Annotated in this window: 14 protein-coding genes; 7 read left to right on the forward strand and 7 right to left on the reverse strand. The window is 73.6% G+C overall.

The genetic code is table 11. The features are described from left to right. Positions 1 to 47: 47 nt before the first annotated feature. Genes E4P39_RS14090 through E4P39_RS14100 form a run of 3 tightly spaced genes read right to left on the reverse strand, consistent with a single transcriptional unit; the run spans position 48 to position 1,444 of the window. The gene (locus E4P39_RS14090) at positions 48 to 446 is read right to left on the reverse strand and encodes a hypothetical protein (protein ID WP_135137205.1); all 399 of its coding nucleotides are present in this window, start codon (positions 444 to 446) and stop codon (positions 48 to 50) included. 15 nt (positions 447 to 461) lie between these two features. Next, positions 462 to 683, reverse strand: a complete 222-nt coding sequence (locus tag E4P39_RS14095; RefSeq protein WP_135137206.1) for a hemerythrin domain-containing protein — start codon at positions 681 to 683, stop codon at positions 462 to 464. A gap of 26 nt (positions 684 to 709) precedes the next feature. Beyond that, positions 710 to 1,444: a hypothetical protein gene (locus E4P39_RS14100; RefSeq protein WP_135137207.1), complete on the reverse strand. Its 735-nt coding sequence runs from the start codon at positions 1,442 to 1,444 to the stop codon at positions 710 to 712. A 92-nt stretch (positions 1,445 to 1,536) separates the two neighbouring features. On the opposite strand from E4P39_RS14100, the gene E4P39_RS14105 reads away from it, so the two are divergent. Beyond that, on the forward strand, positions 1,537 to 1,974 hold the full coding sequence (locus E4P39_RS14105) for an NfeD family protein (RefSeq protein ID WP_135137208.1): 438 nt from the start codon (positions 1,537 to 1,539) through the stop codon (positions 1,972 to 1,974). A 77-nt stretch (positions 1,975 to 2,051) separates the two neighbouring features. Continuing rightward, positions 2,052 to 3,260: an SPFH domain-containing protein gene (locus tag E4P39_RS14110; protein ID WP_135137209.1), complete on the forward strand. Its 1,209-nt coding sequence runs from the start codon at positions 2,052 to 2,054 to the stop codon at positions 3,258 to 3,260. Here E4P39_RS14110 and E4P39_RS14115 read toward each other — a convergent pair. After that, positions 3,257 to 4,213: an RNA polymerase sigma factor SigF gene (locus tag E4P39_RS14115; RefSeq protein ID WP_245159828.1), complete on the reverse strand. Its 957-nt coding sequence runs from the start codon at positions 4,211 to 4,213 to the stop codon at positions 3,257 to 3,259. The two genes, E4P39_RS14110 and E4P39_RS14115, sit on opposite strands and share 4 nt — an antisense overlap. Positions 4,214 to 4,302: 89 nt before the next feature. Then, the gene (locus tag E4P39_RS14120) at positions 4,303 to 4,797 is read right to left on the reverse strand and encodes an ATP-binding protein (protein WP_135137210.1); all 495 of its coding nucleotides are present in this window, start codon (positions 4,795 to 4,797) and stop codon (positions 4,303 to 4,305) included. 227 nt (positions 4,798 to 5,024) lie between these two features. Here E4P39_RS14120 and E4P39_RS14125 point away from each other — a divergent pair, with 227 nt between their 5' ends. Beyond that, positions 5,025 to 6,902, forward strand: coding sequence for a SpoIIE family protein phosphatase (locus E4P39_RS14125; protein WP_245159829.1), 1,878 nt, complete (start codon positions 5,025 to 5,027; stop codon positions 6,900 to 6,902). 100 nt (positions 6,903 to 7,002) lie between these two features. Beyond that, complete coding sequence (locus tag E4P39_RS14130; RefSeq protein ID WP_135137211.1) at positions 7,003 to 7,989, forward strand: DNA topoisomerase IB; 987 nt, start codon at positions 7,003 to 7,005, stop codon at positions 7,987 to 7,989. 73 nt (positions 7,990 to 8,062) lie between these two features. Here E4P39_RS14130 and E4P39_RS14135 read toward each other — a convergent pair whose 3' ends face one another. Continuing rightward, positions 8,063 to 8,461 (reverse strand): STAS domain-containing protein, encoded by a 399-nt coding sequence (locus E4P39_RS14135; protein ID WP_135137212.1) that lies wholly within the window; start codon positions 8,459 to 8,461, stop codon positions 8,063 to 8,065. A gap of 254 nt (positions 8,462 to 8,715) precedes the next feature. After that, on the reverse strand, positions 8,716 to 9,129 hold the full coding sequence (locus tag E4P39_RS14140) for a hypothetical protein (RefSeq protein WP_135137213.1): 414 nt from the start codon (positions 9,127 to 9,129) through the stop codon (positions 8,716 to 8,718). 190 nt (positions 9,130 to 9,319) lie between these two features. Between E4P39_RS14140 and E4P39_RS14145 the strand changes: the two genes are divergently transcribed. The 3 genes from E4P39_RS14145 to ligD all read left to right on the forward strand — a co-directional run bounded on the left by E4P39_RS14145 (position 9,320) and on the right by ligD (position 12,554). Continuing rightward, entirely contained in the window at positions 9,320 to 9,895 is a 576-nt protein-coding gene (locus tag E4P39_RS14145; protein WP_135137214.1) for a DUF1360 domain-containing protein, read from the forward strand. Positions 9,896 to 10,066: 171 nt separating this feature from the next. After that, positions 10,067 to 11,080 carry a Ku protein gene (locus tag E4P39_RS14150; protein WP_135137215.1) on the forward strand — a complete coding sequence of 338 codons (1,014 nt, stop codon included), beginning with the start codon at positions 10,067 to 10,069 and terminating at the stop codon, positions 11,078 to 11,080. A gap of 1 nt (position 11,081) precedes the next feature. After that, complete coding sequence (ligD, locus tag E4P39_RS14155; protein WP_135137216.1) at positions 11,082 to 12,554, forward strand: non-homologous end-joining DNA ligase; 1,473 nt, start codon at positions 11,082 to 11,084, stop codon at positions 12,552 to 12,554. The last annotated feature ends 19 nt before the right edge of the window (positions 12,555 to 12,573 follow it).

Consider the following 12,573-nt stretch of genomic DNA (forward strand, 5'->3'; position numbering starts at 1 on the left):
GCCGGGGGACGGCTCGTGGCCGCGGCGTCGTCCGGAGGACGACGGTGTCATCGCCACATCGGGGCGATGCCGCGGTTGTAGCGGCGGCCGAACACCTTCGCGAGCACGGTGACGACCGGCGCCGGGATCAGCGTGCGCAGGAAGGCCCGGTGCTCGTCGCTCATCCCGTCGGTGAGCCAGGCGAAGAACGGGCCGGCCACGCCCGGCGGCTGCCGGCTCAGCTTCTTCTCCACCGCCTTCCACTCGGGTGTCTCGGTGTGCGGGTGGAGCTGCGGCTCGAGTTCGGACTCCTCGTGGAGCAGGTGCCGCTCCACGACGGCCTGCGTCCGGACGACGCTCTCGCGCGCGGCCGCCGCGTCGGCGCCGGAACCGCTGCTCGCCAGCGCGGTCATCGCGGCGCCGGTCTCCGACAGGGCCTCGGCCATCGCGTGGTGCTCGGACTCCATCTCGTGCAGCAGGTCCTACGCGACCCCGACCTTGGCCAGCATCGGCCAGATGTGGGTGTCCTCGCCCTCGTGGTGGTGGGTCAGCTCCCTGCGGAGGTTCACGTACGCGCGGTCGAGGTCACGGGCGCGGGCGGTGTCGCCGTCGCGGAACGACTGCAGCGCGCCCGAGAGACGGTCCAGGTCGCGCCGCACGGCAGCGTGGATCAGCCGGTTCATCGTCAGCTGCGGCTCGGTCATGCCGGCGACCGTAGCCAGGGGAGGCCCTAGCGCGGAACGGTGTTGAACGCGGCGGTCACGGCGTCGCGGACGGCGTCGGCCAGCGGGCGCAGGGCGGAGTCGCGGGCGGCGGCCTGGGCGTGGTTGACCGCCGCGCCGGGCGCGTCGGCCATCGCCAGGTCGAGGACGGCGGCCAGCCGCTGCGCCCGGCCGAGCACCGACAGCGCCAGCGGGTCGTGGTCGTGAGGGAGCCCCGGCGCGGTCGCTTTCGACAGGCCGGCCAGCAGCCCCGGGACCTCCGGGTTCCAGCGGGCCACGTCGAGCCCGGCGAGGGTGCGGGCGGCGCCGGTGACCGCGAGGTCGAGGGCGCCCGAGACCGCGCGCAGCGTGCCCTCGACCGGCGGTGGAACAGGTTCCGCGCCGTCGAGCGGGAACGCCGTCCAGGCGACCGCCTCCGGCCCCCCGGCTTCCGGCACCAGGGTCAGCCGGCTGCCCACCGCGGCCTGTCCCGCCTCCAGCGCCAACGGGGCCAGGCCCGGTAGCCGTGGCAGACCGCGGACGTCGCCGGGCACCGGGAGGACGAGCCGGAACCGGCGCTCCCCGAGGCCGCGCAGGGTGGTCAGGGCCCGGCCCAGCGGCACCGCCCGGTCGGTGTCCGGCAGCCCGGCCACGGTGTGCACGCGGTCGCCGAGCAGGGCGTCGAGTGCCTCGTCGTAGGACGTGCGACCGCCCAGCCAGGCCGTCGTCCAGGCCGCGAACCGGCCGGCGGGGAAGTCGTGCACCCCGCGAGGCTACGACGGCGTCCGGGGGAGTTCCGGAAACCTGTGATCAAAAGGCAATCCCGATCGGCGTGACGTTCTGCGACACTCCGGGCATGGCTGCGTGGTTGCTCTGGCTGATCGCCGCAGGCCTGTTCGCCGCCGGCGAGGTCGTGAGCCTCGATCTGGTCCTGCTGATGTTCGCCGGTGGCGCCCTCGGGGGCATGACGGTCGCCCTGCTGGGGGGCGCCACGGTGTTCCAGCTGATCGCGTTCATCGCGGTCTCGGCGCTGCTCCTGGCAGTGGTGCGGCCGATCGCGACGAAGCACCTCACCAACCGGACGCCGCTCCAGCTGGACGGCGTCGACACGCTGATCGGCCGCACCGCCAAGGTGACCCGCGACGTGGACGTCTCCGGTGGCCGGATCCGGATGGGCGCCGACGAGTGGAGTGCCCGGAGCCAGCACAGCGGGGAGTCCTACGCCGTCGGCGAGATGGTCCGGATCCTCCAGGTCGACGGTGCCACCGCCGTCGTCGGCGACGCGCTGGAGTGAACCCTGTGCACAGCTGGTGATCGTCGCGGACCCGACAGTGCAGGATCAGCCCTGACCCCCGAGGAAGGGAGCCCCCGATGGAACCCGCCATCATCGCGCTGCTCGTCATCGCCCTGCTGGTGATCGTCGTGCTGGCCAAGAGCGTGACGATCGTGCCGCAGGCACAGGCGAAGGTGATCGAGCGGCTGGGCCGCTACAGCCGGACGTTGCAGCCCGGCCTGTCCATCCTCGTGCCGTTCGTCGACCGCGTGCGAGCGACGATCGACCTCCGCGAGCAGGTCATCTCCTTCCCGCCCCAGCCGGTGATCACCTCCGACAACCTCCAGGTCGGGATCGACACCGTTCTCTACTTCCAGGTGACCGACCCCCGCCTGGCCGTCTACGGGATCGCGAACTACATCACCGGCATGGAGCAGCTCACGACGACGACGCTGCGCAACGTCGTCGGCGGGCTGAACCTCGAAGGCGCGCTGACCGGCCGCGACGGCATCAACAGCCAGCTGCGCGAGGTCCTCGACGGGACGACGGGGCCGTGGGGGCTCCGGGTCGCGCGCGTGGAGATCAAGGCGATCGACCCGCCGGCGTCCATCCGCGACTCGATGGAGAAGCAGATGCGCGCCGACCGCGACAAGCGCGCCATCATCCTCACCGCGGAAGGCGCGCGGCAGTCGGCGATCACCACCGCCGAGGGCCAGAAGGCCGCGGCCATCCTGTCGGCCGAGGGCAAGAAGCAGGCGGCGATCCTCGAGGCCGAGGCCGAGCGGCAGAGCCGGATCCTCCGGGCCGAGGGTGAGCGCGCCGCGCTGTTCCTGCAGGCGCAGGGGCAGGCGAAGTCGATCGAGACGGTGTTCCAGGCGATCCACGACGGCAAGCCCGATCAGGGCCTGCTGGCCTACCAGTACCTGCAGACGCTGCCCAAGATCGCGCAGGGGGACGCGAACAAGATGTGGATCGTCCCCAGCGAGTTCAGCAAGGCGCTCGAGGGGCTGTCCCGCCTGGGCGGCGCCGAGGGGGACGGGAAGTCCTGGCTCGACGTCGAGCCCTCCGCGAACGGCAGCTCCACGCCGACCGCGGCGATGGACACCACCGGCTGGTTCGAGTCGCAGCTCCCGCGGGCCGCCGATCAGCCCGAGGCCAAGATCGAGCTCTCGAGCATCGCCGACGCCCCGCCGCCGACCCCGCAGATGCCGGTGACGCCGTCGCTGACGCAGGCGAAGCAGGAGGTCCGGGAGCTGCCGGCCGACCCGTCGCAGACGGCCAACGGCCAGCCCGGCTCTCCGAGCTAGTCCTTCAGCAGGCCCTCGCGCAGCTTGGCCAGTGTCTGGCTGAGCAGCCGCGACACGTGCATCTGCGAGATGCCGATGTCGGCGGCGATCTGCGACTGGGTCATGTTGCCGAAGAACCGCAGGATCAGGATGCGGCGCTCGCGGGCCGGGATCGTGGCGAGCAGCGGCTGCAGCGACTCCCGGTACTCCACGCCCTCGAGCGCGGCGTCCTCCTCGCCCAGGGTCGCGGCCAGCGTGGGGGAGTCGTCCTCGCCCGAGAGCCGCTCGTCCAGCGAGCTGCTCCGGTAGGCGTTGGCGACGGCGAGCCCCTCGAGGACCTCGGCCCGCGGGATCCGCAGGTGGTCGGCCAGTTCCGAGGGCGTCGGCGCGCGGCCGTTCTTCTGGGCCAGCTCGCCGACGGCGGCGTTGAGCGACAGGTGCAGCTCCTGCAGCCGGCGCGGCACCCGGACCGACCAGCCCTGGTCGCGGAAGTGCCGCTTGATCTCGCCGGTGATCGTGGGGACGGCGAAGGACAGGAACTCGACCCCGCGGGTCGGGTCGAACCGGTCGATGGCCGCGATCAGCCCGAGCGTGCCGACCTGCAGCAGGTCGTCGAAGGGCTCACCGCGGTTGGAGAAGCGGCGGGCGAAGTGCCGGACGAGGGGGAGGTGCTCCTCGACCAGGATCTCGCGGAGCCGCTCGCGTCGAGGGTCGCCCTTCTCGAGCGTGGCCAGCTCGGCGAACAACGGAGCAGTCCGCTCGGCGCGCCGCCGGTTGTCCGAGATGGGTGGTGCGTCGGGCTCGGCCGGCACCGGGAGCACGTCGGCGACGACCTCGGCGTCGTCCGTCGCGACCTCGGCGTCGTCGGTCGCATCCTCGGCGTCGTCGGCCACGACCTCGGCGTCGTCGGTCGCGACCTCGGTCCGCGGGTCCGGGACGCCGTCCGGCGCCTCGACCGCGTGGTCAGGGGTCACGTCGTCCTCGGGGCCGGGCCCTCCGTTCGAACGCTGGCCGGGCAGCGGTACCGCCACGACGGGGGTCTCGCCGGTGGATGTAGACCGGCTCACCGGGCGACCGAGAGGTTCTGTCCCGCGCCGTTCGCCTCGGTCGGGTGCTGGCCGGGGAGGAACTTGTCCATGGAGATCACGCCCACCGGAGCGTCGGTGCCGTTGCCGCCGGGGACGGCGTCCTGGGTCGAGCGACGTGCCTCGACCGCGTCGACCAGCGTGGCGAGCACCGCCCAGCCGAATCCGTCCCGGGGTACGTCGGTGCCCTGCGCCGTCGGCACCCAGGCGTCGATGTGCAGCCCGGAGCGGGTGGTCTCGAAGACCACCGTCAACGGCGCGCCGGATGCCGCGATCTGGCTGAGCGTGGCGCAGGCCTCGTCGACCGCGAGGCGCAGATCCTCGACGGCGTCCAGGTCGTAGTCCATCCGCAGGGCGAGGTCAGCCGCCATGGCCCGGACCGCGGGCAGCTGGGTCGCGGTGGTGGGCACCCGCAGCTCGAGCCTCTCGCCGCGCCGGGCGTCCTGCGCGAGTGCGCCCCTCGAGTCGACCATCCGTCGTCCGCTCCTTCGTTGCTGCGCACTCGGCCCTCGAGTGGCGGCGCTCCATCGTGCCGGGCTCGGATCGAGCCGGTGGGCGGCACGGGCAGTAGTGCCCGGACGCCGCGCAAGAGCGTTGACTACCCCCGTCCCGCACCGTGGCAAACGTGGCGTGGGCCACGATGACACGGGCGTCCGGGCGCGGTTGCCGGGGCCTGAACCCTGGTATTGGCTGACCTGAGATGACCACCAGTCGAGGCAGTGTGCCACCCCCGCCCGACCCCGCCGGGGACGTGGGCGGCCCTGGCCTGGACATGGCGGCCGCCGTCCTCGTCGCGGCCATGGAGTCGGCACCCGCCGCCATCTACTGTCTCGCCGCTGCAGGCGGGGCACCCGTGTGGGCCAACGCGCGCGCCCGCTCGCTGGGCATCGAGGCGGCCGACCTGCCGGTCGTCGACGGTCGGCCGGTCGCCGACGTGGTCGACGCGGTGCTCCGCACCGGCCGCACCGAGACGGTCTGCGGACCGATGGACAGCGACGGCTCGGCCGCCACCGTGGTCGTGCGGCCGATGCGCGTCGCGGGCGGTCCCGGCGCGCTGCTCGTCCTCGAATCCGACGACGTCGCAACCGACACCTCGGTCTGGCCCAAGCCGCCCCCGGACGTGGTCGAACAGGCCCAGCTGTCGCTGCTGCCGCCGTCCCTGCCGATGCTGCCCGACATCCGGCTCTCCGGGAGCTATCACCGGGCCACCGTCGCCGGTGCCGCAGGCGGTGACTGGTACGACGCCGTAGCGCTGGGCGGCGGGCGGGTCGCGCTGGTGGTGGGGGATGCCGTCGGCCACGGTGTGCCGGCCGCCGGCGCCATGAGCCGCCTCCGCGGAGCCATGCGCTCCTCCGCCCTCCGCGACCCGTCGCCGCGCGCGGTCCTCGGCGCCCTCGACGCGTTCGCCGCGGAGATGGACGACGTCGAGGGCGCGTCGGTCTGCTACGGCGTACTCGACGCCGGAACGGGCCGGCTGATCTACGGCGCGGCCGGGCACCCGGCGCCGCTGGTCGTCCACGCCGACGGCAGCACCGAGTTCCTCCCGGTGGTGGCGAGGCCGCCGCTGGGCAGCCTGCCGGGCTCCGTCACGGAGGTCGCCGAGCACGTCCTGGAGCAGGGGGCGACCCTCGTCCTGTTCTCCAACGGGGCCGTCGCCGGTGCTCCCGGCCCGGACGTCGCCCTCGACCGGCTCGCGGACGTGGCGCGCGAGGTGCTGTCGCCTCCCGATGCCCTGGAGGCCGAGGCGTCGGCAGGGCTTGCCGCAGCCATCGCCGAAGGTGTCCGCCGCCCGCAGGGGTGGCCCGACGACGTCGCCGTGCTCGTGGCCCATCGCCGGGCGACGTCCCTGTCGCCGCTCCGCCTCGAGCTGGTGGCGCTCCCGGCCGCCCTGCCGGGCGTGCGGCGGCAGCTCGGCACCTGGCTGACCGGGGTCGGCATGGGAGAGCAGGACCGGGTCGGGGTCATGGTCGCGGTGGGTGAGGCCTGCGCGAACGCGGCCGAGCACGCCTACCGGGGCGCCGAGCCGGGGCCGATGGCGGTCACCGCCGACGTCGACGTCGACGGGGTGCTGACCGTGACCGTCCGCGACGAGGGTTCGTGGCGTCCCCCGGACCGCGACCCCGGCGACCGGGGGCGGGGCCTGCTGATCATGCGCCAGCTGGTCGACACGGTGACCCTGGCCGAGGAGCCCCAGGGGACGACGGTGACCCTCAGCCTCCGGCTGCGCCGGGGGCCCGACGGGGAGACCGAACGGGGCGCCGGGATCACCGACGCCACCGTCACGGTCGACCGCAGCGGAGCCCGTCCGGTCGTCGTCGCCAGCGGCGCGATCGACGAGGCCGGCGCCGAGCAGCTGCGCATCCGGCTGCTCGAGGCGAGCCACGGCGGCACCGGCCGGATCGAGCTCGACCTCGCCGAGGTGGACCTGTTCAGCAGCGCCGCCGTGCGGGTGGTGCTCGCCATCGCGCGCATCGCCCGCAGCGAGAGCTGGCGTCTGGTCGTCCACGCTCCGGAGGGCGGCGTGACCCGGCACGTGCTGCAGATCAGCGGCCTCGGCGACCTGGTCGACCTGCGCTGACCACCGTCCTCTGCCCGACCCGCCCGCCGCATCCGGCGGCCGGGTTTGTCGGCGCCGTCCCGTGTCCATCCCTCCTGCCGTGAGACTCCGCCGCAGTGATGTGAACGCGCCGGGTTACCGGCGCCGTCGGGCCGGGCGGGGCTTCGCCTACTTCGACACCGACGGGACGCTGATCAGGGACGACCGGCTCGACCGCATCCGGGCGCTGGCCATCCCGCCGGCGTGGCGCGACGTGTGGATCTGCCCCTGGCCCAACGGGCACATCCAGGCCACCGGGGTCGATGCCGCCGGCCGGCGGCAGTACCGGTACCACGACCAGTGGCGGGCCCGGCGCGACGCCGAGAAGCACGAGCGGGTCCTGGAGATCGCCCGGGGGCTCCCCGACGTCCGCGACGCGGTCAAGGCCGGCCTGCGCACCCGCGGCCTGAACCGCGACCGCGTGCTGGCCACCGCCATCCGAATGCTCGACCTCGGTGCCTTCCGGGTGGGCAGCGAGCAGTACGAGGAGGAGAACGGCACCTACGGCCTCGCCACGCTCAAGCGCGACCACGTGTCGGTCCGCGGGGAGCGGACGTTCTACTCCTACACCGCGAAGGGCGGCGTCGAGCGCGAGGTCGAGATCACCGATCAGCCGACGGCGACCGTCGTCCGGCAGCTTCTCGAGCGGCCCGCGGACGCCGGTGAGGACCTGCTGGCCTACCGGACCGAGGACGGCGAGTGGCGGGACGTGACCAGCGCCGAGATCAACGCCTATCTCAAGGAGATCAGCGGCGCGGAGATCACCGCCAAGGACTTCCGCACCTGGACGGCGACCGTGCTGATGGCCGCGGCGCTCGCCGAGGCGCCGCCCCCGGCCAGCAGGACCGCGCGCAAGAAGGCGATCAGCGCTGCCTACCGGCAGGTCAGCGAGCAGCTCGGGAACACCCCGGCGGTGTGCAAGGCGAGCTACGTCGACCCCCGCGTCGTGGACAAGTTCGAGAACGGGGAGACCGTGGCACCGGTGCTGCGGAAGGCCGAGCAGGCCGAGGCCGATCGCGACGCCCAGAAGGTGCTCGAGGCCGCCGTGTGCCAGCTGCTCTCCGCCTGAGCCCGGAACGACGACAGGCCCCGCCGGAAGGCGGGGCCTGTCGTTAGTCACCGGGGTGGTGCCCCGACTGCGGTCAGCGGGCGGTGCTGTCCGCGATGGTGAACAGGTCGATCAGGCCGGTCACCTCGAGGGGACGGGTGACCGCCCGGGTGCTGGCGATGAGCCGCAGGCCGACCTCGCGGGAGCGGGACGACTTCTGCGTCTCGACGAGCACGGCCAGCCCGGCCGAGCCGAGGAACTGGACACCGGAGAGGTCGATGACGAGCTCGCGCGGCTGCTGCTCCAGCTGACCGTCGAGCGTCGAGCGGAGGACGGGGGCGGTGAAGGTGTCCACCTCGCCGACGACCGTCACGGTCACCACGCCGTCCTCGTCGGTCGAGGTGGAGAGCGTGATCACATCGTCGAAGGGTGCCTCGGTGCCCTCGGCGGACACGTCGGACTGGCCTTCGGCGGGAAGGTCGGAAGTGGTCACGGACAGTGGCTCCTCTCGGCAGCGGAACCCGGGGGCGGACCGCCGGGACAATCTACCGCTGGGCGGTCCGGGGCTCGTGGTCCCCGGTCCCGCAGGTGGTCGAACGTGTCGGCGGCCGGCTCACAGGGACCCGGCCGCACGGCGGCTGCCTGCTGAACCGCGATCCAAACGTAGACAACCGATCGGGGACACGCCAACCCACCCCCGGACATGGCGCCGACGCGCCACGTCCGGCGGGCAGCCGGCGCCCCGGCTCAGCCGTCGGTGAGGTGCATCGCGCCCTGTTCGGGGCCTTCACCACCCACGGACGGGTCCGCGGTCGCCTCGACGTCGTCCGCGGTGCGGTTCGTGCCGGAATCGGTGTCCGGCGTGGTGGAGGTGTCCTGCTCGAGCTGGCCCACGGAGCGGTCCGGATCCTCGGCCGGGCGGATGTCCGGGCCCTCGTCGGGAAGCTCCCGCGCCAGACGGCCTTCGAGCGACTCGCCCTCGGCCTGCTCGAAGGCCGTCGTCCCGAAGTCGGCGCTGGCGTTGGCCCGCTCTCCGGGGAGCGGCGCGAACTGCGGGTCCTCGGCGCGCTCCTGGGTGGGCGAGTCGTCCTGGGCGACCTCGGGCAGGCCCTCGTCCTCCGGGAACACGTCGCGTGCGGTCTGGCCCTCGGGCTGGGTCATGGGTGCCTCCCTGTTCTGCGCGGCGTCCGCGGCCGGCCCGGTGGGGTCCGGGAGCGGACGGAGCCGGGCATCCGCCCGGCGTCGGACCCTCGCCCTACCCGTGCCCCGCCCGGGCATGCGCCGGTGTGCGGTGGACCACGGTCGGCCCTGCCGGGCTTGGGCGGCCGACGGCGGGGGTAGCGCGGCTGGCATGGCGATCGCAGACGAGGTCCAACGGTTCAGCCGCCCGGTGTTGCGGTGGGCCCGCCACCAGGAGCGGGAGTACACCAACGGTGAGCCGCGGCCGCTGGCCGGCGACCTCGGCGCGATGGGCGTGTACCTGGGCCTGGTGTCCGCGGCAGGGGCCGCGGTGCGCGCCTCGGGCCGTGAGCTGCCCGAGCGGATCCCGGCCGCGGATGCCTTCCTGCTGACGGTGGCGACCTTCCGGCTCGCCCGGCGGATCGCGAAGGACCCGGTGACCGCGCCGATCCGGGCGCCCTTCACCACGTTCCAGGGGCCCTCCGGGCATGCGGAGATCGCCGAGGAGGTACGCGAGCACGGCGGCGTCAAGCACGCGGTCGGGGAACTGCTCACCTGCCCGTTCTGCCTCGCGCAGTGGGTCGGGACCGGGTTCGTCCTCGGGTACGTGGCCGCCCCCAAAGCGACTCGGCTGGCCGCCCTGACCATGACGATGGTGGCAGGGTCCGACGTGCTGCAGTTCGTCTACGACGCGATCCAGACCGGCCTGGTGCCGCCGCCCAAGATGGACGAGGTCGGCGAGGCCTGAGGTTCCCCGGGACGGCGGCTCCTCCCGGTCGGGGGGACGTCCTCCGTCCGGGGGACGGCGGAGAGGCGCGAACCTGCCGCGCGCGGGGCTCCGCGCCTATCCTGTGATCTTGACCCGGCGACGGGTTCGCGAGGCGCCGGGACGTCCGGTCGCCCGGTGGGAAGGGGCGGCATGCGATCGATCTGGCGCGGGGCCGTGTCGTTCGGCCTCGTCAGCATCGCCGTGAAGCTCTACTCCGCCACCGAGGACAAGGACATCCGCTTCCACCAGGTGCACGCCACCGACGGCGGCCGGGTGAAGTACAAGCGTGTCTGCTCGATCGACGGCGAGGAGGTCGAGTACCGCGACATCGCCAAGGGCTTCGAGCTGCCCGACGGCCAGGTCGTCATCCTCACCGACGAGGACTTCGAAGAACTCCCGCTCAGCACCCGCCGCGAGATCGAGGTGCTCGAGTTCGTCGACCAGGACCAGATCGACCCGATCCACTTCGAGAAGACCTACTACCTCGAGCCCGAGGGCCCCGCGGCCCGGCCCTACGTCCTGCTCCGGCAGGCCCTGGAGAACGCCGGCCAGGTCGCCATCACCAAGATCGCCATCCGGCAGCGCGAGTCTCTGGCCGCGTTGCGCGTGCTGGACGGCGTCCTGACGCTGCACACGATGCGCTGGCCCGACGAGATCCGCGCCCCCGAGTTCGCCTTCCTCGACGAGGACATCACGGTCCGGCCGCAGGAACTGAAGATGGCCGAGGCGCTGATCGCCTCGATGACCGGGGAGTTCGACCCCAGTGAGTTCACCGACGACTACCGCGAGGCCATGACGGCGCTGCTCGAGGCGAAGCAGAGTGGCGGCGAGGTGCAGCAGGTGCCCGAGGTGCCCGACGACGGCGCAGCGGTGGTCGACCTCATGAGCGCCCTGCGGCGCAGCGTCGAGCGGGCCCGTGGCGGCTCGGCCGACGACGGGTCCGACGCCGCCGAGAAGCCTGCCGCCGAGAAGGCCGCCGCCAAGCGGGCCCCGGCGAAGAAGGCCGCGTCGAGCGACGACGACGCCCCCGCGAAGAAGGCGCCGGCCAAGAAGGCCGCCCCGGCCAAGGCCACCGCGGCGAAGAAGGCCGCGCCGGCCAAGGCGACCGCGGCGAAGAAGACCGCGGACAAGCCGCCGGCCAAGCGCGCGCGTCGCAGCGCCTGACGTGCCCGCGCGGCCGCGCGCCCGGCGGGAGGACCCGCTCGCCGAGTACCGCGCCAAGCGGGACCCCCGGCGGACCGCGGAGCCGGTCCCGCCGGCCGGTCAGCCGCTCCCGGTGGGGAACGACGACACGTTCGTCGTCCAGGAGCACCACACGCCCCGCGGTGGGGGCGAGCGCGTGCACTGGGATCTGCGGCTGGAGCGGGACGGCGTCCTGAAGAGCTGGGCGGTGCCCAAGGGGCCGCCGACGACCCCGGGGAGCAACCGGCTCGCCGTCCCCACCGAGGACCACCCGCTGGAGTACGCGTCCTTCGCCGGGACGATCGCCGCCGGCGAGTACGGCGGCGGCCACGTCACCATCTGGGACTCCGGTCGGTACAGCACCGAGAAGTGGGACGAGCGGCACGTCATCGTGTCCTTCGAGGGCCGCCGGCTGGCCGGGCGGTACGCGCTCTTCCCGCTGGACGACGGCGCCTGGAACATCCGCAAGCTCGACGCCACCCCCGCACCCGCCGACGTCGAGGCGCGGGTCCCGCTGCCGATGCTGGCCACGCCCGGCGAGCTGCCCCCGCCGGCGGACGACGACCGCTGGGGCTACGAGTTCAAGTGGGACGGCGTCCGCGCGGTGGCGGCCGTGGACGGCGGCGTCCTGGGCCTGACCTCGCGCAAGGGCACCGACATCACGGTGCGCTATCCGGAGGTGGCCCGGCTGCCGGACGGGCTGCTCGGTCACCGCGCCGTCGTCGACGGCGAGATCGTCGCGATGGACGAGCGGGGCCGGCCGGACTTCGGTGCGCTGCAGAACCGCATGCACCGGACCGGTCCCGAGGTGCGCGGGCTGGCGGCGGCCAGGCCGGTCACGTTCCTGGTGTTCGACCTGCTGTCCCTGGACGGCGAGGACCTGCTGGAGCGGCCCTACGCCGAGCGCCGCGAGCGGCTGGACGCGCTCGGGCTGGCCGGCCACCGCTGGGTGACCACCCCGTGGTTCCGCGGCGGCGGCGAGCGGGTGCACGCGGCCAGCCTGGAGAACGAGCTCGAAGGGATCGTCGCCAAGAAGCTCGACTCGCCGTACCGGCCGGGGGTGCGCAGCCCCGAGTGGCGCAAGGTGAAGAACGTCCGGGTGCAGTCGGTGGTGGTCGGGGGCTGGCGGCCCGGTCAGGGCCGGCGGGCGGGCGGCATCGGATCGCTGCTGTTCGGCGTCCCGGACGACGAGGGCCGGCTCATCTACGCCGGCCACGTCGGCACCGGGTTCAGCGATCAGGACCTGAAGGACCTGCAGCGGATGCTCACCACGCGGAAGACCTGCCCCTTCGACGGCGACCTGCCGCGCGACATCACCCGCGACGCCCACTGGGTCGAGCCCGACCTGGTCGGCGAGGTGGCCTACGCGGTGTGGACCGCCGAGGGACGTCTGCGCCACCCCTCGTGGCGCGGGATCCGGGACGACCTGGAGCCGGACGACGTCGTGGTGGAGTGAGCGGACAGGGGCGTGAGCA

This window comes from Blastococcus sp. CT_GayMR19, assembly GCF_004570385.1.
Taxonomy (GTDB): Bacteria; Actinomycetota; Actinomycetes; order Mycobacteriales; family Geodermatophilaceae; genus Blastococcus_B.

Excerpts from the sequence above, each read along its gene's own strand:
- E4P39_RS14110 (WP_135137209.1), top strand. The coding sequence starts at position 2,052 with ATGGAACCCGCCATCATCGCGCTGCTCGTCATCGCCCTGCTGGTGATC.
- E4P39_RS14105 (WP_135137208.1), top strand. The coding sequence starts at position 1,537 with ATGGCTGCGTGGTTGCTCTGGCTGATCGCCGCAGGCCTGTTCGCCGCC.
- E4P39_RS14145 (WP_135137214.1), top strand. The coding sequence starts at position 9,320 with ATGGCGATCGCAGACGAGGTCCAACGGTTCAGCCGCCCGGTGTTGCGG.
- E4P39_RS14125 (WP_245159829.1), top strand. The coding sequence starts at position 5,025 with ATGACCACCAGTCGAGGCAGTGTGCCACCCCCGCCCGACCCCGCCGGG.
- E4P39_RS14095 (WP_135137206.1), bottom strand. The coding sequence starts at position 683 with ATGACCGAGCCGCAGCTGACGATGAACCGGCTGATCCACGCTGCCGTG.
- E4P39_RS14120 (WP_135137210.1), bottom strand. The coding sequence starts at position 4,797 with ATGGTCGACTCGAGGGGCGCACTCGCGCAGGACGCCCGGCGCGGCGAG.
- E4P39_RS14090 (WP_135137205.1), bottom strand. The coding sequence starts at position 446 with ATGGAGTCCGAGCACCACGCGATGGCCGAGGCCCTGTCGGAGACCGGC.
- E4P39_RS14140 (WP_135137213.1), bottom strand. The coding sequence starts at position 9,129 with ATGACCCAGCCCGAGGGCCAGACCGCACGCGACGTGTTCCCGGAGGAC.
- E4P39_RS14150 (WP_135137215.1), top strand. The coding sequence starts at position 10,067 with ATGCGATCGATCTGGCGCGGGGCCGTGTCGTTCGGCCTCGTCAGCATC.